Source organism: Bacillus sp. G402, from assembly GCF_051172515.1.
GTDB lineage: Bacteria > Bacillota > Bacilli > Bacillales > Bacillaceae > Bacillus > Bacillus altitudinis.
In genome coordinates this window covers 17,837-41,665 of sequence record NZ_JBPIZC010000005.1, presented here as the reverse complement: position 1 = coordinate 41,665, position 23,829 = coordinate 17,837, and the positions used below count along the sequence as shown (strand labels likewise).

The 23,829-nt window shown below is 42.8% G+C and carries 20 protein-coding genes and 1 riboswitch; of the genes, 18 read left to right on the top strand and 2 right to left on the bottom strand.

Annotation, left to right across the window (positions count from 1 at the left end; translation table 11 throughout):
- Positions 1 to 189: 189 nt before the first annotated feature.
- Positions 190 to 1,986, top strand: a complete 1,797-nt coding sequence (gene cstA / locus ACSBQP_RS17285) for a carbon starvation protein CstA (RefSeq protein ID WP_148780111.1) — start codon at positions 190 to 192, stop codon at positions 1,984 to 1,986.
- A 45-nt stretch (positions 1,987 to 2,031) separates the two neighbouring features.
- Here cstA and sspI read toward each other — a convergent pair whose 3' ends face one another.
- Positions 2,032 to 2,253 (bottom strand): small acid-soluble spore protein SspI, encoded by a 222-nt coding sequence (gene sspI / locus ACSBQP_RS17280; RefSeq protein WP_008346010.1) that lies wholly within the window; start codon positions 2,251 to 2,253, stop codon positions 2,032 to 2,034.
- 113 nt (positions 2,254 to 2,366) lie between these two features.
- Here sspI and ACSBQP_RS17275 point away from each other — a divergent pair, with 113 nt between their 5' ends.
- The 3 genes from ACSBQP_RS17275 to pheT all read left to right on the top strand — a co-directional run bounded on the left by ACSBQP_RS17275 (position 2,367) and on the right by pheT (position 6,951).
- Positions 2,367 to 3,110, top strand: coding sequence for a TrmH family RNA methyltransferase (locus ACSBQP_RS17275; protein ID WP_007501648.1), 744 nt, complete (start codon positions 2,367 to 2,369; stop codon positions 3,108 to 3,110).
- 376 nt (positions 3,111 to 3,486) lie between these two features.
- A complete protein-coding gene (gene pheS / locus ACSBQP_RS17270) occupies positions 3,487 to 4,521 on the top strand; it encodes a phenylalanine--tRNA ligase subunit alpha (protein ID WP_008346004.1) in 1,035 nt (344 codons plus the stop codon).
- Between the two features lie 15 nt (positions 4,522 to 4,536).
- Positions 4,537 to 6,951: a phenylalanine--tRNA ligase subunit beta gene (gene pheT, locus ACSBQP_RS17265; RefSeq protein WP_435028668.1), complete on the top strand. Its 2,415-nt coding sequence runs from the start codon at positions 4,537 to 4,539 to the stop codon at positions 6,949 to 6,951.
- Positions 6,952 to 7,196: 245 nt separating this feature from the next.
- Here pheT and rnhC read toward each other — a convergent pair whose 3' ends face one another.
- Entirely contained in the window at positions 7,197 to 8,120 is a 924-nt protein-coding gene (rnhC, locus tag ACSBQP_RS17260) for a ribonuclease HIII (protein ID WP_008346000.1), read from the bottom strand.
- 134 nt (positions 8,121 to 8,254) lie between these two features.
- Between rnhC and zapA the strand changes: the two genes are divergently transcribed.
- The 14 genes from zapA to uvrC all read left to right on the top strand — a co-directional run bounded on the left by zapA (position 8,255) and on the right by uvrC (position 23,522).
- The gene (zapA, locus tag ACSBQP_RS17255) at positions 8,255 to 8,512 is read left to right on the top strand and encodes a cell division protein ZapA (protein ID WP_008345998.1); all 258 of its coding nucleotides are present in this window, start codon (positions 8,255 to 8,257) and stop codon (positions 8,510 to 8,512) included.
- A 7-nt stretch (positions 8,513 to 8,519) separates the two neighbouring features.
- A complete protein-coding gene (locus ACSBQP_RS17250) occupies positions 8,520 to 9,053 on the top strand; it encodes a CvpA family protein (protein ID WP_025207758.1) in 534 nt (177 codons plus the stop codon).
- A gap of 114 nt (positions 9,054 to 9,167) precedes the next feature.
- A complete protein-coding gene (polX, locus tag ACSBQP_RS17245) occupies positions 9,168 to 10,880 on the top strand; it encodes a DNA polymerase/3'-5' exonuclease PolX (RefSeq protein ID WP_052321052.1) in 1,713 nt (570 codons plus the stop codon).
- Positions 10,881 to 10,901: 21 nt separating this feature from the next.
- Positions 10,902 to 13,259 (top strand): endonuclease MutS2, encoded by a 2,358-nt coding sequence (locus tag ACSBQP_RS17240; protein ID WP_217816511.1) that lies wholly within the window; start codon positions 10,902 to 10,904, stop codon positions 13,257 to 13,259.
- Between the two features lie 14 nt (positions 13,260 to 13,273).
- Positions 13,274 to 13,678, top strand: a complete 405-nt coding sequence (locus tag ACSBQP_RS17235) for a DUF350 domain-containing protein (RefSeq protein WP_007501637.1) — start codon at positions 13,274 to 13,276, stop codon at positions 13,676 to 13,678.
- 162 nt (positions 13,679 to 13,840) lie between these two features.
- Entirely contained in the window at positions 13,841 to 14,296 is a 456-nt protein-coding gene (locus ACSBQP_RS17230) for an Imm63 family immunity protein (protein ID WP_217816503.1), read from the top strand.
- 100 nt (positions 14,297 to 14,396) lie between these two features.
- Positions 14,397 to 16,106: an AMP-binding protein gene (locus ACSBQP_RS17225; RefSeq protein ID WP_144739826.1), complete on the top strand. Its 1,710-nt coding sequence runs from the start codon at positions 14,397 to 14,399 to the stop codon at positions 16,104 to 16,106.
- A gap of 174 nt (positions 16,107 to 16,280) precedes the next feature.
- Positions 16,281 to 16,865 (top strand): TetR/AcrR family transcriptional regulator, encoded by a 585-nt coding sequence (locus ACSBQP_RS17220; RefSeq protein WP_017367816.1) that lies wholly within the window; start codon positions 16,281 to 16,283, stop codon positions 16,863 to 16,865.
- A gap of 25 nt (positions 16,866 to 16,890) precedes the next feature.
- Complete coding sequence (locus ACSBQP_RS17215; RefSeq protein WP_017358245.1) at positions 16,891 to 17,670, top strand: enoyl-CoA hydratase; 780 nt, start codon at positions 16,891 to 16,893, stop codon at positions 17,668 to 17,670.
- Positions 17,671 to 17,701: 31 nt separating this feature from the next.
- Positions 17,702 to 18,475, top strand: coding sequence for an electron transfer flavoprotein subunit beta/FixA family protein (locus ACSBQP_RS17210; protein WP_007501632.1), 774 nt, complete (start codon positions 17,702 to 17,704; stop codon positions 18,473 to 18,475).
- 44 nt (positions 18,476 to 18,519) lie between these two features.
- The gene (locus ACSBQP_RS17205; protein WP_007501631.1) at positions 18,520 to 19,497 is read left to right on the top strand and encodes an electron transfer flavoprotein subunit alpha/FixB family protein; all 978 of its coding nucleotides are present in this window, start codon (positions 18,520 to 18,522) and stop codon (positions 19,495 to 19,497) included.
- Positions 19,498 to 19,572: 75 nt separating this feature from the next.
- The gene (locus ACSBQP_RS17200) at positions 19,573 to 21,051 is read left to right on the top strand and encodes an alpha-N-arabinofuranosidase (RefSeq protein WP_217816505.1); all 1,479 of its coding nucleotides are present in this window, start codon (positions 19,573 to 19,575) and stop codon (positions 21,049 to 21,051) included.
- Between the two features lie 246 nt (positions 21,052 to 21,297).
- A complete protein-coding gene (trxA, locus tag ACSBQP_RS17195; RefSeq protein ID WP_007501629.1) occupies positions 21,298 to 21,612 on the top strand; it encodes a thioredoxin in 315 nt (104 codons plus the stop codon).
- A 137-nt stretch (positions 21,613 to 21,749) separates the two neighbouring features.
- Complete coding sequence (gene uvrC / locus ACSBQP_RS17190; protein WP_217816506.1) at positions 21,750 to 23,522, top strand: excinuclease ABC subunit UvrC; 1,773 nt, start codon at positions 21,750 to 21,752, stop codon at positions 23,520 to 23,522.
- A 61-nt stretch (positions 23,523 to 23,583) separates the two neighbouring features.
- Positions 23,584 to 23,761, top strand: a riboswitch (Lysine riboswitch).
- The last annotated feature ends 68 nt before the right edge of the window (positions 23,762 to 23,829 follow it).

The following is a 23,829-nucleotide window of genomic DNA, read 5'->3' as shown; positions in this document are numbered from 1 at the left end:
GTAAGATGAAATCAATAAAAAGGACAGAGCCAATTGAGGCTCTGTCAAAAGAGAGTTTATGGAAGTAGGTGAAGCTTATTTTAGATTAAATCAATTATTCCTATTTGTCAACTTGGTTTTAAAAGAAAGAAAAATCACTCAATTTATGTTATATTTGTAACAAATTGTTTATACAAAGGGGATGGTTAAATGAATGCGGTTTCAATTGTGATAGGATCGATGTGTATTTTAGCGATTGCCTATCGCCTCTATGGCACGTTTATGATGGTGAAGGTACTAAAGGTCACAGATGATCATCCTACACCGGCTCATGCACTCGAGGATGGGAAAGATTATGTGCCAACAAACAAATGGGTCACATTTGGGCATCACTTTGCTGCAATTGCCGCTGCCGGTCCATTAGTTGGTCCGATTTTAGCCGCACAATTTGGGTATTTACCTGGTCTCCTTTGGCTCTTAATTGGAGCGGTGATTGGCGGAGCTGTTCATGATCTTGTGGTCTTGTTTGCTTCGATGCGAAAAAAGGGGAAATCACTATCCGAGGTAGCGAAAGAGGAGCTTGGTCCTGTGGCAGGATTTTGCACAGGGCTCGCCATGTTATTTATTATTACAATTACAATGGCAGGACTGTCCATGGTTGTGCTTCATGCTTTAGAACGAAATCCTTGGGGAACCTTTGCAGTTGGTATTACCATTCCAATAGCGATGGGAGTCGGCCTTTATTATAAAAAGACAGGCAATTTAAAGCTGGCGACATCTGCGGGATTCATATTACTGATGTTGGGGGTATTCCTTGGACCGAATATTCAAGGAACAGCACTTGGAGAATTGTTAACACTTGATACAAAAACGCTTGCCCTTGCCCTGCCAATCTATGCGTTCTTTGCTGCGGCCCTGCCGGTTTGGTTGCTTTTGGCACCAAGAGACTATTTAAGCAGTTTTATGAAAATTGGTGTTTTCATCGCGCTGATTGCGGGAATCTTTGTGGTTAATCCAACCATCCAATTTCCGGCGTTTACGGAGTTTGTAAATGGAGGAGGGCCTGTCTTAGCTGGACCTGTATGGCCTTTTATTTCGATTACCATTGCTTGTGGCGCGATTTCTGGTTTTCATGCATTTGTTGGCTCAGGCACAACGCCAAAAATGCTAGATCGTTGGAGTGATATGAAGCCGGTGGCGTTTGGCGCGATGCTCGTAGAATGTTTAGTGGGAATCATGGCGTTAATTGCCGCTACTGCGCTTCATCCGGGAGATTATTTTGCAATTAATAGTACACCTGAAGTGTTCCGTACGCTTGGTATGAGTGTCGAGAATCTTCCTCAACTAAGCAAAGAAATCGGTCTTGACTTAGAAGGAAGAACAGGTGGAGCTGTTACATTAGCTGTAGGGATGGCGTACATCTTTACGGGTATTCCGTTCTTTAGTCATTTGGCCTCTTATTTCTTCCAATTCGTGATTATGTTTGAAGCCGTCTTTATTTTAACGGCGATTGACGCAGGAACCCGTGTCGCGCGATATTTGATCCAAGACTTCTTTGGAGAAGCATATAAACCGCTGAAACGAAATGACTGGGTACCAGGGTCAGTCTTTGCGAGTGCACTTGCTTGTTTTATGTGGGGATACTTGCTTTACTCTGGAGACATTGGGTCCATTTGGGCACTCTTTGGTGTGTCAAACCAACTAATGGCCTCGGTCGGATTAATCATTGGGGCGACGGTTGTGTTAAAAATTGCGGATAAAAGGCGGTATATGTTGACTTGTTTAATTCCACTTGCTTACTTATATGTGACGGTGAATTATGCGGGTTATTGGATGGTTGCGAATGTCTATCTCAATCCTGAAGCATCTGGCTACAGTGTACTAAATGCCGTGCTTTCGATGATTATGCTGATTTTAGGTTTTGTCATTATCGTGTTCGCTATTAAAAAATGGGTCGAGATCTGGCGCGATCCAGCTCTTCGAATGGAGACGCCAATCACTGGCTAAATGAACAAAGCCGGCTTGCTCATAGATAAGCAAACCGGCTTCTTGTTATTGCTGATGCTCAGGCTTTAAGCCCTGCTCTAATGTTTCAAGAATTTCATTTTTTTCATCTTCTGATGCCTCTTGCCATAACACCTCAAACAAAACGCCAAGACCTGGCAACATTTTTTCCTCGCCACTTTGAATCGCATCTAAAATCGTATGCTCAAGCTGCTCTTGATTATGGCCAGTAATGTTTTGAATCACTGCGCCTCTTAAATTAAAATCCATTGCCCACACTCCTTTTTTGATGGTGATAGCCCTATTCTGTCTCAAAGACAGGTTTATTATGTAGTGTGCTTGAGATATAATAAATTCATGATATTTAAAGGAGTTAAAGTCGCTTGAAATATATAGAATCAGCTAAAAACGCACACATTAAACAATGGAAAAAGCTCCATACAAAAAAAGAACGAACGAAAACAGGGCTGTTCCTTGTTGAAGGAAAACACTTAGTAGAAGAAGCATTAAAGAGCGGGGTTGTGAAAGAGTTAATGATCACAACACCTGACATGCTCCCTGCTGACATCGAGCCTGACATTGAGCTGTATGAATTAAGTGAAGAGGCTTTTACTGCGATGACGGAAACGGAAACACCACAGCAAATCGCAGCGGTTTGTACCATTCCTGTATTTGAGGAGAAAAAGTATGAACGAATGCTTCTGTTAGATGCAGTGCAGGATCCGGGAAATTTAGGCACACTCATTCGGACAGCAGATGCAGCGGGGCTTGATGCTGTGATTCTAGGGGATGGAACCGTTGATGCGTTTAACGGAAAAACGCTCCGTTCAGCACAAGGGTCTCATTTTCACCTGCCTATCTTAAAACAAACGCTACAACAGACAATTCCAGCATTAAAGGCGCAAGGCATATCTGTATATGGCAGTGCGTTGAAAGATGCGAAAGAGTATAGACACATAGCATCAGAAGGTCCATTTGCGCTAATTGTAGGCAACGAGGGAGCAGGTATTGATCCAGAGATTCTTCAAATGACAGATCAAAATTTATATGTTCCAATGTACGGACAAGCGGAATCATTAAATGTGGCTGTGGCAGCAGCAGTTCTTGTCTATCATTTGCGCGGATAGTGTTGCATCACGTCCTATTTTTCACTATAATGAAACTAATATTTTAAAAACCATGATAGAGGAAGATTGTTTCACGAAGCGTCCTATTAGGGAGAATGCATCGTAGACTGAAAGTGCATTTAAGGAATGCTGAAACAGGAATTCACCTCTGGAGTTGTCACCGGGACCGCAGGTTTTGCGTAAAGGTGGACCGGATTCGTTTGATTCCGTTATGTCAATGAAGCTTATTCGCACATGTATTTGTGCTTAACAAGGGTGGTACCGCGACCACAACTCGTCCCTTCTTTTTTGGAGGGGCGGGTTTTTTTATTGTCTTCAAACAATCAAACACCCGTTTATTCAGACGGTTTTGTATATTAAAAGGAGGATGACACTCATGCAAGAAACGTTAAAACAGCTTGAAACAGAAGCGATAGCGAAGGTAGAAGCAGCCAGCTCGCTCAAAGAAGTCAATGACATTCGTGTTCAATATTTAGGGAAAAAAGGTCCGATTACAGAAGTGCTGCGCGGAATGGGCAAGCTTTCCGCTGAAGAAAGACCAAAAATGGGCGCACTTGCAAATGAAGTGAGAGAGCAGATTGCTGGTGCCATTGCTGAAAAAAATGAGCAGCTAGAAGCAGAAGAAGTGAAAAAGAAACTGGCTTCTCAAACCATTGATGTCACATTGCCAGCAAGTCCGATCAAAATCGGGGCAAGACATCCATTAACGATTGTCGTAGAAGATATTGAAGATTTATTTATCGGCATGGGCTATACCGTTGAAGAGGGCCCAGAGGTGGAAACAGATTACTATAACTTTGAAGCGCTCAATCTTCCAAAAGAACACCCTGCACGTGATATGCAGGACAGCTTCTATATTACTGAAGACACACTCATGAGAACACAAACATCACCCGTTCAAGCACGTACACTTGAGAAATATAAAGGCCAAGGTCCTGTGAAGATCATCTGTCCTGGTAAGGTATATAGACGTGACAGCGATGATGCCACTCACTCCCATCAATTCATGCAAATTGAAGGACTTGTGGTAGATCACAATATTAGCATGAGTGACCTCAAAGGAACGCTTGAGACAGTCGCAAGAAAAATGTTTGGGGAAGATCGTGAAATTAGACTGCGCCCAAGCTTTTTCCCATTCACAGAACCTTCCGTTGAAGTTGATGTGTCATGCTTTAAATGCGGCGGGAAAGGCTGTTCCGTATGTAAAGGAACAGGCTGGATTGAAATTTTAGGTGCAGGAATGGTTCACCCGAATGTATTAAAAATGAGCGGATTTGATCCAGATACTTACCAAGGCTTTGCTTTTGGAATGGGTGTTGAACGTATTGCGATGCTGAAATACGGCATAGATGACATTCGTCATTTCTACACAAATGATATTAGATTCACGAAGCAATTTAAGCAGGACTAAGAGGAGGAAATCAACATGTTTGTTTCATATAAATGGTTAGAGGACTATGTCGATTTAGAAGGCATCAAGCCGGATGAATTAGCAGAGAAAATCACAAGAAGCGGAATTGAAGTGGAAGCCGTTGAGTATAAAGGCGAAGGCATCAAAGGCGTTGTCGTTGGACACGTCATTGAACGTGAACAGCATCCGAATGCGGATAAATTAAACAAATGTCTTGTTGATATCGGCGAAGACGCACCGGTGCAAATTATATGCGGGGCTCCAAATGTGGATAAAGGACAGCATGTGGCTGTCGCAACGGTTGGTGCAGTCCTTCCTGGAAACTTTAAAATTAAAAAAGCAAAACTGCGCGGTGAAGAGTCTCATGGCATGATTTGTTCTCTGCAAGAATTAGGCGTAGAGAGCAAGCTCGTACCAAAAGAATATGCAGAAGGCATCTTTGTTTTCCCGAATGACGTGAAACCAGGAGATGATGCCCTTCAAGCGCTTCAATTAGATGACGCGGTACTTGAGCTTGGCTTAACACCAAACCGTGCCGATGCCCTTAATATGCTAGGTGTCGCTTATGAGGTTGCCGCCATTTTAGGGAGAGACATCAAGCTTCCTGATACAGCGCATGACACTTCTTCTGAAAAAGCAGCAGACTATATTTCTGTTAAAATTGAGGATCAAGAAGCGAATCCACTTTATGCAGCGAAGATCATTAAAAATGTAAAGATTGGGCCAGCACCACTTTGGATGCAAACAAGATTGATGAATGCAGGTATCCGCCCAATTAACAACGTCGTGGATATTACGAATTTTGTCTTACTTGAATACGGTCAACCTCTACACGCCTTTGATTATGACCGCTTTGGTTCAAAGCAGGTGGTCGTACGAAAAGCGGCTGAAAATGAAATGATTCAAACTCTGGATGAACAAGAACGTACATTGTCTTCGAAGCATCTTGTCATTACAAATGGCACAAAAGCGCATGCTGTTGCAGGCGTCATGGGCGGTTTTGAATCAGAGGTGCGTGATGAGACGGCAACGATTCTTTTAGAAGCGGCATATTTCAACGGTCAAACCGTCCGTCAAGCATCTAAAGACTTAGGGCTTCGCAGTGAATCAAGCACACGATTTGAAAAAGGGCTCGATCCGCAGCGGACGAAATCAGCAGCCGAAAGAGCAGCGCAATTGATCAGCACCTATGCAGGCGGCGAAGTGCTAAGCGGTACAGTTGAGGAAAACCACCTTGAAACAAGTATGAATGTCATCCACGTATCAACTGAGCGTGTGAACAAGGTGCTTGGTATGAGCATTTCAAAAGAAGATATGATTCAGATTTTCAACAAACTAGGCTTTACTGTGGGCGAATCAAATGATGTGCTTGTCGTAACGGTTCCTTCCCGCAGAATGGATATTACGATTGAAGAAGACCTCATTGAAGAAGTCGCGAGATTATACGGCTACGACAATATTCCATCTACACTCCCTGCGACAGCTGGTACCGTTGGCGGTCTCACGCCATACCAAGTGAAGCGCAGAAAGGTGAGACGTTTCTTAGAGGGCGCAGGGCTTTCTCAAGCGATTACGTATTCATTAACGAATCAGCATAAGTCCACAGCCTTTGCTTTAAATCCAGCTTATCAAACAAGACTTTCCTTGCCGATGAGTGAGGAACGAAGTGTGCTGAGACAAAGCCTTCTGCCAAACTTACTTGATTCTGTTGCATATAACTTAGCAAGACAAGCTGATTCTTTTGCCTTTTATGAAACGGGTTCTGTGTTCTTAGCAGAAGCTGAAGGGGCAAAACCGGTGGAGAAAGAACATGTCGCTGGTGCGCTGACAGGCTTATGGCATAAAAATCTTTGGCAGGGCGAGAAAAAAGCTGTCGATTTTTATGTTGCGAAGGGTATTGCAGAAGGGCTGTTTGAAAAGCTTGGTGTATCAGAAGAGATCACGTATGTTCAAGCAGAGCGTGAGGGCCTTCACCCAGGACGTACAGCCGATGTTCATTTAAATGGAAAAGTGATTGGCTTTGTAGCTGCACTTCATCCAGTAGTGGAAAAGGAATTAGATTTAAAAGAAACGTATGTATTTGAATTTGATTTAACAGATGTGATGACGTCTGAAACAGAGGATATGAAATATACGGCAATTCCGAGATTCCCAGCAGTGACAAGAGACATCGCACTTGTCGTCGATCAGCATATTTCAAGCGGACAGCTGGAGCAAGTCATTTATGAAGCTGGCGGCCAATTGCTCACAGATCTTTCCGTCTTTGATGTGTATGAGGGTGAGCATATGGAAGAAGGTAAGAAATCTGTTGCATTCTCTCTGCAGTATTTAAACCCAGAACAAACGTTGACCGAGGAAGAAGTCACGGCTGTTCATACAAACGTATTGAAAGCATTAGAAGATACGTATCAAGCCGTCTTGCGCGGATAATCAAAAGAGCTATCGCTTTATGGGCGATAGCTCTTAGCGTGTAGACAAACCCTCGCATTCGTTGTCAGTCCTGCGCGCTGGTACTCACGAATGTCAAATTCGCTCTGTGCCAGTGCTCGTCCTTCCTAGACTGCAAAGGTTTTCTATCACGCTGAAAAGAAGACAAAGGGCTAAAATCAAGTTCATTTTAGCCCTTTGTCAACAATCTGAGAGCTATCACCTTATGGGCGATAGCTCTTTTTTAATTATAACCATTTTTTCGCTTTTTGGGTGTTGGCAAAATGAAGTTTTGTAAATTGGCGTAAAGCCTCTTCGCCGTGCTGTTTCATCAGCTTTGCTGCCGCTTTGTCAACATGCGGACCGGCCCCTTTTGGAATGTCAAAGCCCGCTGCTTTTGATAATTTATCCATTTCAATTAAAAAAGCATACCTTGCAATAATAGAAGCTGCAGCAACTGATAAGTGAATGCCTTCTGCTTTCGTACTAAAATATGTACGTTCCCGAATGATCTTTTTCCCCGCAAGGTGCCTGAAATAAATGCCTGGTTCGGCAAATTGGTCAATGAGAATGGCTTCTGGTTTCTTGCCATCCAGTTTTTCTAGCACGGAGGTGATGACTTGATTATGAAGCAGTGCCTTCATTTTCCCTTGGCTCATGCCCTTTTCCTGCATCGCATTGTATTTTTCATTCCGAAGCACGAGAAGGCTGAACGGGATGGTTTTGATCAAGTCTTTGGCAATGTTGATAATCTGCGGATCTTTGAGTCCTTTTGAGTCTTTCACCCCGAGCTCTTTCATGAGAGCAAGCTGACTGGAATCAACATAAGCCGCACAGACCGTAATGGGTCCAAAATAATCGCCAGTACCGACCTCATCTGAGCCAATAACCGACATGGAAGCAATGCCGGGTGGTGGGCTGTACTGTGTGATGGATGGTGTTTTTTTGCTTTTTGTTTCAGTTGCTTGTAAATGGTTGAACTGACTCGCTTCAGCTTCTGCCTTTTGTCCTTGGAACAGCACTTTTCCAGATTTGTAAGCTGTAATCGTACAGCCGGGAACCTTTGCTTGAAATAGAGCGCCTGGCGGCAAAGTGTCAGTTAAATGCTGAGCGTACACGCTCTTCATTTTTTTCATGTCTTCTGATGTTGCTTTTAAGACGGATTGGGGCACAGTGGATAACTCCTTTTTACCTTGATATCATTGATTTCTAAAGTGTACCATAACAGGGAAGGGCTCGTCTTTCCATTCAATGTCTAAACATGTTATGATAGAGACTAGGATTCTCGTGGAATGGAGGAGAAACGTTGTCTGACGGCGGTAAAACGAAAACAACAGTTGAGATTTACGGACAGTCCTATACGATCATCGGTCAAGAAACGAAGATGCATATGCGACATGTTGCTTCAATTGTTGATGATAAAATGAGAGAAATCAATGAAAAAAATCCATACCTTGATATAAACAAATTAGCTGTACTGACAGCAGTCAATGTCGTCCACGACTACTTGAAATTAAAAGAGCAATACGAAAAACTAGAGCTTCATCTAAAAGAAAAGGAATGAAATTACCGTGATCGATATCATCATTTTGTTTTTGCTTCTTATGGGAACGCTTGTCGGTCTAAAACGCGGGTTTATTCTTCAATTTATTAAATTGATTAGCTTTGTTGTTTCTATTTTAGTGGCTTCTCTGTTTTATCAGTCACTTGCACCACAGCTTACGTGGATTCCAGCACCTAATTTTAGCGGCGGTCAAGCGCAGCTTGCTTTCTTTAGTGGGAATCTAGAAACAGCTTATTATAATACCATTGCGTTTATCATTCTGTTTATCTTGACCAAAATCCTGCTCGCTATCATCGGCGGATTGCTCACAACCATTGCAAGTATCCCTGTGATTAAACAGGTCAACAAACTGCTTGGCGCTGTTTTAGGATTTCTTGAAACCTATCTATTTGTGTTTATTTTATTGTTTGTGGCCGCATTACTTCCAGTCGATGCGCTTCAAACGATGATGAGCAAATCAATGTTAGCAGATGTGATCGTAAATAGCACCCCTTACCTGTCCGGTCTTGTCAAAGACCTCTGGTCGACGTATGGAGTTTAAGAACTTCTCCTTTCTTGGAGAAGTTTTTTCTCATTCCATGACAGAAAGTTGTCGGATGAAGGGAAAGTTTGTATATTTATATAGGAAGATGCCAAAGCGGCTGGAGGATGAGAGATGAATAAAAAAGATATTATCAAACTTCTTGAAACAATTGCAGTCTATATGGAGCTAAAAGGAGACAATCCTTTTAAAATTTCTGCCTTTCGTAAAGCAGCTGCGGCACTGGAACAAGATGACCGCAGTCTTTCTCAAATAGATGACCTATTAGCATTACCCGGCATTGGAAAAGGGACCTTTGCTGTGATCACAGAGTATATCCAAAAAGGACAGTCTGAAACACTCGAACAATTAAAAAAAGAAGTGCCTGAAGGACTTGTCCCCCTCTTAAAATTGCAAGGACTCGGCGGGAAGAAGATTGCTAAGCTCTACCAAGAGCTTGGTGTTCACGATGCACAGTCTTTAAAAGAAGCATGTGAAGCGGAAAAAGTACAAACGCTTGCTGGGTTTGGCAAAAAAACAGAAGAAAAGATTCTTGCCGCTCTTGAGGAGGCGGGAAAGCAGCCAGAACGACTGCCAATTGGTTTTGCATTAGATGTGGCAGAGCGAATTGATGATGCGCTGGAACAGATGGAGGGAATCATCCGTTTTTCAAGAGCGGGCAGTTTAAGACGTGCGCGTGAAACGGTTAAAGATTTAGATTACATCATTGCGACTGATAACCCTGAACAAGTGAGAAAGCAGCTTGTTGCTCTTGATGATGTCAAAGATGTCATTGCGAGCGGTGATACGAAGGTATCGGTCATGCTTGCACTTGATTTTGAAATCAGTGTAGATTTCCGGCTTGTGACAACAGACCAATTTGCAACAACGCTGCACCATTTCACTGGCTCAAAAGATCATAACATTCGTATGCGACAGCTTGCGAAGGAGCGCGGTGAGCGTATTAGTGAATATGGGGTTGAAACGATCGAAACTGGGGATGTGAAAACATTTGAAGACGAAAGCGCTTTTTATGCACATTTCCAACTTCCGCTCATTCCGCCAGAAATTCGTGAAACCGGAGCAGAGATTGATTCGTATAAAGAAAGTATGCAATTTGTAGAACGAAAAGATATCAAAGGCGATCTTCATATGCACTCGACATGGAGTGATGGCGCTTTTTCTATTCGCGAAATGGCAGAGGCATGTATCGCAAAAGGCTATGAATACATGGCGATCACAGACCACTCACAATATTTAAAAGTAGCAAACGGTTTAACAAAAGAACGTTTGCGTTTGCAAGCAAAAGAAATTGACAAGCTGAATCAAGAATTCGAACATTTTCACATTTTCAAAGGGGTCGAAATGGATATTCTGCCGGATGGATCGTTAGATTATGATGATGACTTTCTAGCAGACATGGATTTTGTCATTGCGTCTATTCATTCTAGCTTCTCTCAGCCGGAGGAAGTCATTATGGAGCGCCTAGAAAATGCCTTGAATAATCAGCATGTGGATTTAATTGCCCATCCAACTGGCCGTTTGATCGGTAGACGAGACGGCTATGCCTTAAATATTGATCAGCTCATAGAGCTTGCGAAAAAAACGGGCACTGCACTGGAACTCAACAGCAACCCGTCAAGACTTGATTTAAAAACAGAGCATTTAATGAAAGCAAACGAAGCGGGTGTGAACATCATGATCAACACAGATGCACACAACATCGCCATGCTCGATCATATGGACGTCGGTGTCACAGCTGCAAGAAAGGGCTGGACACCAAAAGCAAATGTCGTGAATACATTTTCACTCAATGAGATGAAAAAGTTTTTAACGCGTGACAGGTAGTCGTTAGGAGGCTGGACCATGCTGCAACAAAAAGTGTTAGCATCATTAGAATTTCATAAAGTAAAAGAAAAAGTCATGTCCTATACTGCTTCGACTTTAGGGAAAGAAAAAGCGCAGGACTTAATACCACTCACAGATATCGAGAGCATTCAGCATCTGCTAGAAGAGGTAGAAGAAGCGCAAGATGTGATTCGTTTAAAAGGATCTGCGCCGTTTGGCGGGTTAACGGATATTAGACGAGGCGTCAAACGAGCAGAAATAGGCAGTATATTAAGCCCTGCTGAGCTGATGGAAATTGCGGCGCTGTTATATACCACAAAAAACATGAAGCACTTTCTCACCTCTATGTATGAGGACGGAGTAGAGATACCCCGTCTTCATACATATGCAGAATCGCTGATTTTACTGCCAGACGTGAGAAAAGAAATCGAAAGCTGTATTGGTGACAATGGAGAAGTGCTTGATCACGCAACGCCTGCCCTCCGCACCATACGAACGCAGTTACGATCACTAGAATCAAAAGTACGAGATAAATTAGAATCAATGATTCGTTCACAATCTGCCTCGAAAATGCTGTCAGACACCATTGTGACCATTCGTAATGATCGGTTTGTCATTCCCGTAAAACAAGAGTACCGCTCGAATTATGGGGGGATTGTTCACGATCAATCTTCTTCAGGCGCAACTCTTTTTATTGAGCCGCAGGTGGTCGTGGATTTAAATAACACCTTGCAGCAAACTCGCCTAAAAGAAAAGCAAGAGATTGAAAAGATTTTGCAAATGCTAACAGCGAGTGTGTCAGAGCATATTGATGAATTGCTTCATAATGTGAATGAACTTCAGACATTAGATTTTATTTTCGCCAAAGCCAAATATGCAAAAGCAGAAAAAGCCACAAAACCTACTGTGAATAACCAAGGGGAGATTTATTTAAAACGGGCAAGACATCCCCTATTGCCACGAGATCAGGTTGTGGCAAATGATATTGAGCTAGGCAAAGATTTTTCTACGATCGTCATCACAGGTCCAAATACAGGCGGTAAGACCGTCACTTTAAAAACACTTGGACTTCTTACGCTGATGACGCAGGCAGGTCTTCATATTCCAGTCGAAGAAGGATCAGAAGTGGCTGTATTCGATCAAGTCTTTGCTGATATTGGAGACGAGCAGTCTATTGAACAGAGCTTGAGTACATTCTCATCTCATATGGTCAATATTGTGGATATCTTAAAGCATTTGACGTCTAATTCACTTGTGTTATTTGATGAATTAGGTGCGGGGACAGATCCTGCTGAAGGTGCAGCACTTGCGATGAGCATCTTAGATGAAGTTCATCAAACAAATGCGCGCGTCATCGCAACGACTCACTATCCTGAGCTGAAGGCATACGGATATAACCGAGAAGGCGTCACAAATGCGAGTGTAGAATTTGATATTGAAACCTTATCTCCTACATATCGCTTGCTCATCGGGGTGCCGGGACGAAGTAATGCATTTGAAATTTCCAAGCGTCTAGGACTGCCTCATCATTTAATTGACCGTGCAAAAGCAGATATGCATGCGGAACATAATGAAGTCGATCAGATGATTGCATCATTAGAAGACAGCAAAAAACAAGCAGAAGAAGAACTGCATGAGACGGAATTCTATAGAAAAGAAGCAGAGAAGCTCCATAAAGAATTGCAAAAACAAATCCTTGAATGGAATGAACAAAAGGACAAACTGCTGGAAGAAGCTGAACAAAAAGCGGCAGAAAAAATTGAACAAGCAACAAAAGAAGCAGAAGAGATTATTCAAGAGCTTCGGTCCATTAAAAGTGAGCATCGTTCATTCAAAGAACATGAACTCATTGATGCGAGAAAGCGTCTTGAAGAAGCTGTCCCTGAGTTTGACCGTAAGAAAAAACCAGAGCCGGTGAAAAAAGCAGCAAGACAGCTAAAGCCAGGCGATGAAGTCAAAGTGCTGACGTTTGGCCAAAAAGGAACGCTCATCGAACAAACGGGTAACAAAGAATGGAGTGTCCAAATGGGCATTCTAAAAATGAAAGTAAAAGAAAAAGATATGGAATTTATCAAATCAGCACCGGAATTTAAACAAGAGAAAGCCATCACGGCGGTCAAAGGAAAAGACTATCATGTATCACTTGAGCTTGATTTAAGAGGAGAGCGTTATGAGAATGCCTTAAGCAGAGTCGAGAAATACTTAGATGATGCCGTCTTAGCTGGCTATCCGCGTGTGTCGATCATTCACGGTAAAGGCACTGGCGCCTTGAGAAAAGGGGTCCAGGAATTATTAAAACAGCACCGTAGTGTAAAAAATGCTCGTTTTGGAGAACAAGGCGAGGGAGGATCAGGCGTCACCATCGTCGAATTAAAGTAAAAAGGAGAAAACGCATGAAAGCCTTTTGGGAAAATGAACTTGTGGAAATTGCCGCCTATTACAGCGTGGCCGTCCTATGTCTTGTCTTATTTCTGACCATATTTGAACTCGTGACCTCCTATAAAAACTGGGAAGAGATTCAGCGGGGGAACTTAGCTGTTGCTATGGCAACCGGCGGGAAGATTTTTGGGATTGCCAATGTCTTTCAGCATTCCATCGCCCAGCACAACTCGCTTCTTCAAATGGTCGGATGGGGCGTATACGGCTTTGTGATGCTGCTCGTCAGCTATTTCATTTTTGAATTTTTAACACCACGATTTAAAGTAGACAAAGAGATTGAGAATGATAATAGAGCGGTCGGGTTTATTTCACTCATTATTTCTGTTGGGCTGTCATATGTAGTTGCAGCCGGCATTTAAGGAGACGACATGGAAAAACTAGCCAAAGTATTAATTGTAGTTGCCTGCACTTTTGCGGTTATTGGTGCCGTTTACATGTTCCTGTAAAATGAAGAATACATTCTAGAAAGCTGTCAGGGAAAACCTTGACAGCTTTTCACTCATCAAAGGCGGCGAATCAGAATGAATCAAATCTTGCAAAAAGGCGAACTCATAAAGCGCATTGACAGTTGTCTCAAAAAGACATCTCTTCCCCAAGACATATATGAACCGTATATTGCACGTCCTTTTCAAACGACTGGTTTTTTTGATGATTTGAGCCCCTATATTGAAATTGATCCAGCCGGCTATATTCTTATTCAATATGAACGAGGGATTAAAGTGCTTCATAAAAGAACAAAAGAGGCGGATGAAGTCGTTTATTGGATTTTAGAAGACACCATCTTTCTAACTGTGTATCTAGACATGATGAGACAATATCAAGTGGACAACATCCACACACATTTACCTAATGACCCTAGTATCCATAAACAGATCGTGGAGAGAGTCCATGAGTCATTTCGTGCGATCGGTGGATTATACGAAAAGTGGCATCATGAAGGGAAAAGAGCCTCTATAGAAACACCGGCGAAAAAATGAAGATGTGTCATGGAACGAGCTCGATTTGAAAAAAGCAAACAGCCATAAGGAAAAGTTTGCTATAATAAAATAGTACGAAAGTTCAGGAAGGAGGGTTTTTATGCAGTCAGATAAACGTTGGCTTCTGCATTACCCGAATCAAATTCCCCACGAACTCACCATCCCAAATGAAACGTTGCAATCTTACTTATTCAGCTCCGCAGAGGCAGCACCTGAGCATACAGCCATTCATTTTTTAGGAAAAAACATCACCTACCAGCAGTTACAAGAAGATGCACTGAAATTAGCCAGTCACTTGATTGACATCGGTGTCAAAAAAGGCGACAGAGTAGCGATTATGCTGCCAAACTGCCCGCAATCGGTGATTTCTTATTATGCGGTTTTAATAGCAGGCGGCATTGTCGTTCAAACCAATCCGCTTTATACGGAGAAAGAACTGGAATATCAAATGGAGGACAGCGGCTCTAAGGTGCTGATCACTCTCGATCTACTGTATCCAAAGGCCTATAAAATGAAAGCGCTGACAAGTATGGAACATTTGATCATCACAAAATTACAAGATTACTTGCCATTTCCGAAAAACATATTGTTTCCGATTGTCCAGCGAAGGAAAAACAACATGGTCATCCAAGTGGAGAAGAGTGATTCCATTCATCATTTCTCACAGATCATGAAAGAGTCGTCAGGAGAACAGATTCCGCAAATATCCTTTCAACCGAAAGAGGATGTCGCAGTTTTGCAATATACAGGCGGAACGACCGGTTTACCAAAAGGGGTTATGCTCACACACGAAAATATAGTAGCCAATACAGAAATGTGTACATCCTGGATGTATAAAACGAACCGCGGAAAAGAGCGGATTCTTGGGATCATTCCGTTCTTTCATGTATACGGCATGACGACCGTGCTAAACCTTGCAGTCAAAGAAGGTCATCAAATGATTCTTCTTCCGCGTTTTGATGCAGCGGATGCCTTGAAGACCATTGAAAAACAGAAACCGACGCTGTTCCCAGGAGCACCAACGATGTATATTGCCCTGCTTCATCATCCGAATATTGAGAAGTATGACCTATCATCCATCACCGCATGCTTAAGCGGATCGGCCGCTCTTCCTGTTGAAGTCAAACAGAGTTTTGAAAAACTAACAGGAGGAAGGCTGGTGGAGGGGTATGGACTTTCAGAAACTTCTCCTGTCACTCATGCCAATTTCTTATGGGGAGCGAACAAAATAGGAAGTATCGGGTGCCCTTGGCCGAATACGGATGCCGGTATTTATTGTGAAGAAACGGGTGGACTCAAAGCGCCATATGAGCATGGAGAGATTATCGTCAAAGGTCCTCAAATCATGAAAGGGTACTGGAATCAGCCGGATGAGACAGCGGCAGTGTTAAGAGACGGCTGGTTTTTCACAGGAGACATTGGGTATATGGATGAGGATGGTTTTTTCTATATCGTAGACCGGAAAAAAGATGTCATCATCGCGAGCGGCTATAATATTTACCCAAGAGAGGTTGAAGAAGCCCTTTATGAGCATGAGCTTGTACAAGAAGTGGTTGTGGCGGGTATTCCAGATCCGTATAGAGGGGAAACAGTAAAAGCCTTTGTTGTCCCGAAAAAGGATGCCTATGTAACAGAGGATGAACTGGATCGTTTTGTTAGAACAAGAATTGCCTCATTTAAAGTGCCGCGTGTCTACGAATTTAAGGAATCACTGCCTAAAACGGCTGTAGGGAAAATCTTGCGCAGAGTGTTAATTGAAGAAGAAAAAAGAAAGCAATCATCTTCAACAGAAGAACCAGTCGATCAATGAGAGAATGAACCAGCATCATCCGGTCAAGCGGCCGGATGATTTGAATTGTACGTGTCTGCTCTGGTATGCTAAAGGTTGAAAAGAAAGAAGAACATCACTTGACAAATCACTCGTTTCTTTTTAACATAAAGTTATGAATGAATGCTCATTCAATTTAGAAAGGGACGAAGCACATTGAAGCAGAAAAGACCGAAGTACATGCAAATTATTGATGCAGCCGTTGTGGTGATTGCAGAGAACGGCTACCATCAATCACAAGTTTCAAAGATTGCCAAACAAGCAGGAGTAGCAGACGGAACCATTTATCTCTATTTCAAAAACAAAGAGGATATTTTGATCTCGTTGTTTAAAGAAAAAATGGGACAATTCATCGAACGGATGGAAAACGATATTCAAAAGAAACCGTCTGCGAAAGAAAAGCTTCTTCTCCTCATTCGAGAACACTTTCGCCTGCTATCGCAAGACCATCATTTGGCCCTTGTGACACAGCTTGAACTCAGGCAGTCAAACCTTGAACTGCGCCAAAAAATCAATGAGGTGCTGAAAGGGTATTTAAATATGCTAGACTCCATTTTAACCGAGGGAAAGAAGACAGGAGAATTTAGACAAAATCTAGATGTCCGCTTAGCGAGACAAATGGTATTTGGGACGATTGATGAAACCGCTACAACATGGGTCATGAATGATCAAAAGTATGACCTGCCTGCACTCGCAGAAAGTGTACATGATCTGCTCTTAAACGGAATACATCAATCTTAAAGACAATTGAAAAAGGATGATTGACATGGAAAAAATACTTAGCTTACACCAAGACGAACAGACAGCACTCATCACGATTCAACACCCGCCTGCAAATGCCTTATCCTCTCAGCTTCTCACTGAACTCAACGACATGTTTGATCAGCTTGAACAAAACAGTGAAGTGAGAGCTATTGTCATTCATGGAGAAGGTAGATTTTTCTCAGCAGGTGCTGATATTAAAGAATTTACGACCTTGCAGGAAGAGTCTGATTATGCCAGCCTTGCAGACAGAGGACAGCAAGTGTTTGAACGAATTGAACAATGTCCAAAACCGGTGATTGCTTCCATTCACGGGGCAGCATTAGGCGGCGGGCTTGAGCTGGCGATGTCGTGTGATATTCGAATCGCAACAAAAGATGCAAAGCTGGGACTGCCGGAATTAAATCTCGGTATTATCCCAGGATTCGGCGGAACGCAGCGCCTGCCTCGCTACGTTGGATCAGCTAAAGCACTTGAAATGATGGGAACAGCTGAGCCAATTACAGGAGAAGAAGCATTTGCCTGCGGACTTGTTTCAAAACTTGCGGAAACAGAGGAAGAAGCGCTGGAAACAGCGAAAACATTGGCGGCGAAATTTGCAGCGAAAAGCCCTAAAACGCTTGAGTATGTGCTTGAGTTATTGAATGCGACAAAAGTGTACTCATATGATGGCGGAATGAAGCTGGAAGCCAAAAAGTTTGCTGAAGTGTTCCAGTCGAATGATGCCAAAGAAGGCATCCAAGCTTTTATCGAAAAGCGTAAACCGAATTTTAAAGGGGAATAAGGGATTAGTACGACACAAGGGGGAGAAATGAATGAATATTTTTGTTTTAATGAAGCGTACGTTTGACACGGAAGAGAAAATCTCTATTCAGTCTGGTGCTATTCAAGAAGATGGGGCAGAGTTCATTATTAATCCTTATGATGAGTACGCAATTGAAGAAGCGATTCAGCTTCGGGATGAGCACGGGGGAGAAGTAACGGTCGTGACAGTGGGCAATGAAGATGCGGAGAAGCAGCTTAGAACAGCACTTGCAATGGGCTGCGATCAAGCCGTTTTATTAAATGTTGAAGATGATTTGGAGGAGTGGGATCAATTTTCCGCTTCTACGATTCTATATCACTATTTCAAAGATAAAGAAGCTTCCTTGATCTTAGCAGGGAATGTAGCGATTGACGGCGGGTCTGGACAGGTGGCCCCGCGTCTTGCTGAATTACTCGGCTTTCCATATGTCACAACCATTACAAGTATTCAAATCGACGGCGGCTCAGCTTCAATTGAGCGAGATGCAGAGGGTGATGTGGAAGTGATTTCTGCCGAGCTCCCGCTAGTGGTCACCGCGCAGCAAGGTCTCAATGAGCCTCGTTATCCATCGTTACCAGGCATCATGAAGGCAAAGAAAAAGCCTTTAGAAGAATTAGAATTAGACGATCTAGATCTAGATGAAGACGATGTGCCATTTAAAATCAAAACAATCGAACGTTTCTTACCGGAGAAAAAAGAGGGTGGCAAGGTGCTGAGCGGCGAGCTTCAGGATCAGGTCAAGGAACTGACAGACCTGCTAAGAAATGAAGCAAAAGTCATCTAAACATCCACTTTACGATATCACGAGAACAAGGGGGAGCTTAAAGGATGAGTAAAAAAGTTGTTGTACTTGGAGAAAGTCGTGACGGTAAATTAAGAAATGTGACGTTTGAAGCGATTGCTGCCGCTCACGAGGTGGCTGATGGCGGTGAAGTGATTGGCGTTTTAATAGGGGATCACGTCAAAGATCAAGCGGATGAACTGCTTTATTATGGAGCGGATCATGTGATGATCGTCGAGCACCCGCATCTTTCTTATTATACGTCTGATGGTTTTGCGCAGGCGCTTCAAGCAATATTAGATCAAGTCAATCCTGATGCAGTGCTCTTCGGTCATACATCGATCGGAAAAGACTTGTCACCCAAAATAGCTGCGCGCCTGCAAACTGGCTTAATTTCAGATGCAATAGATGTAAGCGTTACCGGTGAACATCTTGTTTTCACTAGACCGATTTATTCAGGAAAAGCTTTTGAAAAAGTCATTTCAACAGATCGTCTGCTTTTGGCTACTATCCGTCCAAACAACGTGGCACCGCTGGAGCGTGATGCGTCACGCAGCGGAGAAGTGACGCCAGTTTCTGTCGATATTCAAAACCTAAGAACAATCGTGAAGGAAGTCATTAAAAAAACATCAGAAGGTGTAGATTTATCTGAAGCGAAGGTTATTGTCGCAGGAGGCAGGGGGGTCAAGAGCAAAGAAGGCTTTGAACCGCTGAAAGAACTTGCCCAAACGCTTGGCGCAGCAGTCGGTGCCTCGCGTGGTGCATGTGACGCTGACTACTGCGATTATGCCCTGCAAATTGGTCAAACCGGTAAAGTCGTCACACCTGACCTTTACATTGCTTGCGGGATTTCAGGAGCTATTCAGCATTTAGCCGGTATGTCCAACAGTAAAGTCATTGTTGCGATCAACAAAGACCCAGAAGCTGAAATCTTCAAAATCGCTGATTACGGAATAGTTGGTGACTTATTCGAAGTCGTTCCGCTTTTAAATGAAGAGTTAAAAAACATGAATATCCATTCTTAACGCTCATACACTCAGAATGCCTAGGTATTCTGGGTTTTTTTGTATGTTATCACGAAACAAAGGAGCGGTTTATAAGTGAATGGGACAGTAAAAGTCAATGAAGTGATTGGAACCATTTCTAAACACATCTATGGACACTTTCAAGAGCATTTAGGAAGAGGAATTTATGACGGCATTTGGGTAGGGAAAGACTCATCGATTGACCATATTGAGGGGATTCGTACCGATGTACTAAAGGCGCTTCAAGCCTTACATATCCCGGTGCTGAGGTGGCCGGGCGGCTGTTTTGCAGACGAGTATCACTGGGCAAATGGTGTAGGTGATCTGAGTGAACGAAAGCCGATGGTAAACACCCATTGGGGTGGTACGGTTGAATCCAATGCATTTGGTACGCATGAATTTATGGCATTATGTGAGCTGCTTGAATGTGAGCCATACATTTGCGGCAATGTGGGAAGCGGGTCTGTTCAAGAATTAGCCGATTGGGTCGAATACATGACATTTCCAAAAGGGACACCTATGTCAGACTGGCGCATTAAAAACGGAAAACAAGAACCTTGGAAGCTGACCTATGTTGGTGTAGGCAATGAAAGCTGGGGCTGCGGCGGGAATATGACGCCTGAATACTACGCAGATTTATATAAACGCTATCAAACGTACGTAAGAGAGTTTGCAGGGCAGCGTATTTACAAAATCGCCTGCGGCGCGAACTCTAATGACGTGAATTGGACGAAAGTATTGATGGAGCGGGCTGCACCGTGGATGGATGGGCTCAGTTTACATTATTACACGGTACCTGGTACATGGGAGAAGAAAGGGTCAGCGACTGATTTTGATGAGGATGAGTGGTTTACAACGCTGAAAAAGGCGTCTGAAATGGAGCGGCTTGTCGTGGAACACGGAAAAATCATGGATCGTTATGACCCAGACAAGCGAATCGGGATGATTATTGATGAATGGGGGACATGGTATGATCCAGAACCGGGGACAAATCCAGGGTTTTTGTATCAGCAAAACACATTAAGAGATGCTCTAGTCTGTGCCTTGCATTTTCATATTTTTCATCGCCATTGCCAGCGGATTCATATGGCGAATATTGCCCAGACCGTCAATGTGCTGCAAGCGATGGTGTTAACGCAGGACGAAAAGATGCTCCTGACACCTACCTATCATGTATTTCACATGTTTCAAGTGCATCAAGAAGAAGAAGCGCTTGAAGTAGAATTGAATGCGCCTTCGTATGAACGCCGGGGGGAAAAAATCCCTCAAGTCAGTGTGTCAGCCTCGCGGTCATCTGACAAGATGCATATTAGTTTCTGTCATGTGAATCCCCATGAAAAAGCAGACGTATCTCTTGAGATAGAGGGAATCGATGCAAAAACGAAGGTCACTGGCCGTGTGCTGACTGCTGATCAGATGAATGCGCACAACACGTTCGATGATCCTCATTCCGTTCAGCCTGCGGACTTTCGGCAATTTGCTGTTAAGCACGGCGAGCTGACTATTGATCTGCCGCCTATGTCGGTTGTCATGTTGACCGTCGATCTGGCTTGATCGCATATTTCAATGTTTGATGAGAAGAATGTTGGGGCATCATACATTGTAAATGAAGCGGAAAGGGAGTTATGTCATATGCTTAGAACCATTCTGATGATCATTGGTGCGATTGTTGTTATTGGTGCGATTATACGGTTTGTTTTTTAATTCATTTCATAAAAAATGATTCGTAAGCATTTCATTCGCAAGTCACATTGGTAGATGCTATACTAAAAAGCATAATTTACATTGGAGGAATGAATAATGGCAATCGTAAAAGCTACTGACGCAACATTTTCACAAGAAACTGCAGAAGGTGTTGTTCTTGCAGATTTTTGGGCACCTTGGTGCGGACCTTGTAAAATGATTGCTCCAGTTCTTGAAGAACTTGATCAAGAAATGGGCGATAAAATGAAAATTGTAAAAATTGATGTGGATGATAACCAAGAAACTGCTGGTAAATATGGCGTTATGAGTATCCCAACACTTCTTGTTTTAAAAGACGGTGAAGTCGTCGAAACGTCTGTTGGTTTCAAACCAAAAGAAGCACTAGCTGAGCTTGTAAACAAACATCTATAAACCGATCTATGCCCGCGTGGCATGATCTCAAAAAGCGGTTCTCGTATAGAGAGCCGCTTTTCTTTCATCGTGGTATAAAACAAATGTTCGTGATACACTAGAAGGAGTGAACGAGGAAAACAAGGACGGATGAAAATATGAACAAATTGATCAAAGAAAAGCTGTCAGTCTTACCTGATCAACCAGGCTGTTACTTAATGAAAGATAGACAAAATACGATCATTTATGTGGGAAAGGCAAAGGTATTAAAAAATAGGGTCCGCTCTTATTTTACAGGATCTCATGATGCCAAAACGCAGCGGCTTGTCAGTGAAATCGAAGACTTTGAATACATTGTCACCTCTTCAAATATTGAGGCACTTATTTTAGAGCTGAATTTAATCAAAAAATATGACCCGAAATACAATGTCATGCTCAAGGATGACAAAACGTACCCTTTTATTAAAATTACGAATGAACGTCACCCTAAGCTGATTGTCACCCGCAATGTGAAAAAGGATAAAGGGAAATACTTCGGTCCATATCCGAACGTACAAGCAGCAAGAGAAACGAAAAAGCTGCTCGATCGTTTATATCCACTTAGAAAATGTGCAACACTCCCTGACCGAGTCTGTCTTTATTATCATCTTGGACAATGTCTTGCTCCGTGTGTGTATGACATTTCTGAAGAAACGAATAAACAGCTCGTCGATGAAATCACAAGATTTCTAAACGGAGGTCATCAGCAAATCAAGAAAGAATTAACAGAGAAGATGCAAGAAGCGGCCGAACAATTAGAATTTGAGCGGGCAAAAGAACTGAGAGATCAAATCGCTTATATCGACTCAACGATGGAAAAGCAAAAGATGACGATGAGTGACTTATCCGATCGCGATGTATTTGCCTATGCTTATGATAAGGGCTGGATGTGTGTCCAAGTCTTCTTCATCAGACAGGGAAAATTAATCGAACGTGATGTCAGCCTATTTCCGATGTATCAAGACCCTGAGGAGGAATTTCTCACGTTTATGGGGCAGTTTTATGAAAAGAACAACCATTTTCTGCCGAAGGAAATTTTGGTGCCAGACAGCGTCGATCAAGAGATGATTGAGCAATTGCTTGAAACGAATGTTCACCAGCCGAAAAAAGGAAAGAAAAAGGATTTGCTTTTACTTGCCCATCAAAATGCCAAAATTGCACTCAAAGAAAAATTCTCGCTCATAGAGCGCGATGAAGAACGGACAATTGGTGCAGTGAAGCAGCTTGGAGATGCACTCAATATTTATATGCCATACCGGATTGAGGCGTTTGATAACTCCAATATCCAAGGAGCAGACCCCGTTTCCGCTATGGTTGTCTTTCAAGACGGGAAGCCGTATAAAAAGGAATACCGAAAATACAAAATTAAAACCGTTGAAGGGCCCGATGATTATGCCTCCATGCGTGAAGTCATTAGAAGGCGATATACCCGTGTGTTAAAAGATGAACTGCCGCTTCCTGACTTGATTTTAATCGATGGAGGAAAAGGACAGATCAACGCAGCCATAGATGTGCTCGAAAATGAATTGAATCTGTCTGTTCCTGTGGCAGGTCTAGTGAAAGATGAAAAACACAGGACATCGAATCTGATGATGGGTGATACGCTTGAAATTGTTGCGCTCGAACGAAATAGTCAGGCCTTTTATTTATTGCAGCGTATTCAAGATGAAGTGCACCGATTTGCGATTAGTTTTCACCGGCAGCTGCGCGGGAAGAATGCATTCCAGTCTATTCTAGACGATGTCCCAGGTATCGGGGAAAAGCGCAAAAAGCAGTTACTTAAATATTTTGGCTCTGTGAAAAAGATGAAAGAAGCCTCTATCCAGGATTTTCAGGACGCTGGTATTCCGAAGCAAACGGCTGAACTTTTAATGGAGGCATTAAAAAAATAGATTGTACTTTTTCCAAAAGTCTGTTAAGATGTGACTAATTTAATAAATGAACGTGTTGTTTGTTGAAGATAGAGGTGCGAACTTCAAGAGTAAGCCTTCAGAGATCGAGGGGATCTAGGAAGAGGGCTGAAAGGGGAGCGTCGCCGAAGTGAATAAAATCCACTCATTTTATTCGCTGGCTGTACATTGAAGAAATGTAGGGCTGTCAAGAATGTATTTCTTGGAGGGCTATCTCATTGTTTGCATCGTTTGATGATGATTTTAAAGCAATGGGAGATTTGTTCTCTCATTGCTTTTTTATTTGCAG

Bases quoted from the DNA above. Each gene is read 5' to 3' on its own strand.
- ACSBQP_RS17215 (WP_017358245.1), top strand. From the start codon at position 16,891: ATGGAAAAAATACTTAGCTTACACCAAGACGAACAGACAGCACTCATC.
- ACSBQP_RS17235 (WP_007501637.1), top strand. From the start codon at position 13,274: ATGAAAGCCTTTTGGGAAAATGAACTTGTGGAAATTGCCGCCTATTAC.
- ACSBQP_RS17225 (WP_144739826.1), top strand. From the start codon at position 14,397: ATGCAGTCAGATAAACGTTGGCTTCTGCATTACCCGAATCAAATTCCC.
- pheT (WP_435028668.1), top strand. From the start codon at position 4,537: ATGTTTGTTTCATATAAATGGTTAGAGGACTATGTCGATTTAGAAGGC.
- sspI (WP_008346010.1), bottom strand. From the start codon at position 2,253: ATGGATTTTAATTTAAGAGGCGCAGTGATTCAAAACATTACTGGCCAT.
- ACSBQP_RS17230 (WP_217816503.1), top strand. From the start codon at position 13,841: ATGAATCAAATCTTGCAAAAAGGCGAACTCATAAAGCGCATTGACAGT.
- polX (WP_052321052.1), top strand. From the start codon at position 9,168: ATGAATAAAAAAGATATTATCAAACTTCTTGAAACAATTGCAGTCTAT.
- ACSBQP_RS17210 (WP_007501632.1), top strand. From the start codon at position 17,702: ATGAATATTTTTGTTTTAATGAAGCGTACGTTTGACACGGAAGAGAAA.
- uvrC (WP_217816506.1), top strand. From the start codon at position 21,750: ATGAACAAATTGATCAAAGAAAAGCTGTCAGTCTTACCTGATCAACCA.
- pheS (WP_008346004.1), top strand. From the start codon at position 3,487: ATGCAAGAAACGTTAAAACAGCTTGAAACAGAAGCGATAGCGAAGGTA.
- ACSBQP_RS17205 (WP_007501631.1), top strand. From the start codon at position 18,520: ATGAGTAAAAAAGTTGTTGTACTTGGAGAAAGTCGTGACGGTAAATTA.
- trxA (WP_007501629.1), top strand. From the start codon at position 21,298: ATGGCAATCGTAAAAGCTACTGACGCAACATTTTCACAAGAAACTGCA.
- cstA (WP_148780111.1), top strand. From the start codon at position 190: ATGAATGCGGTTTCAATTGTGATAGGATCGATGTGTATTTTAGCGATT.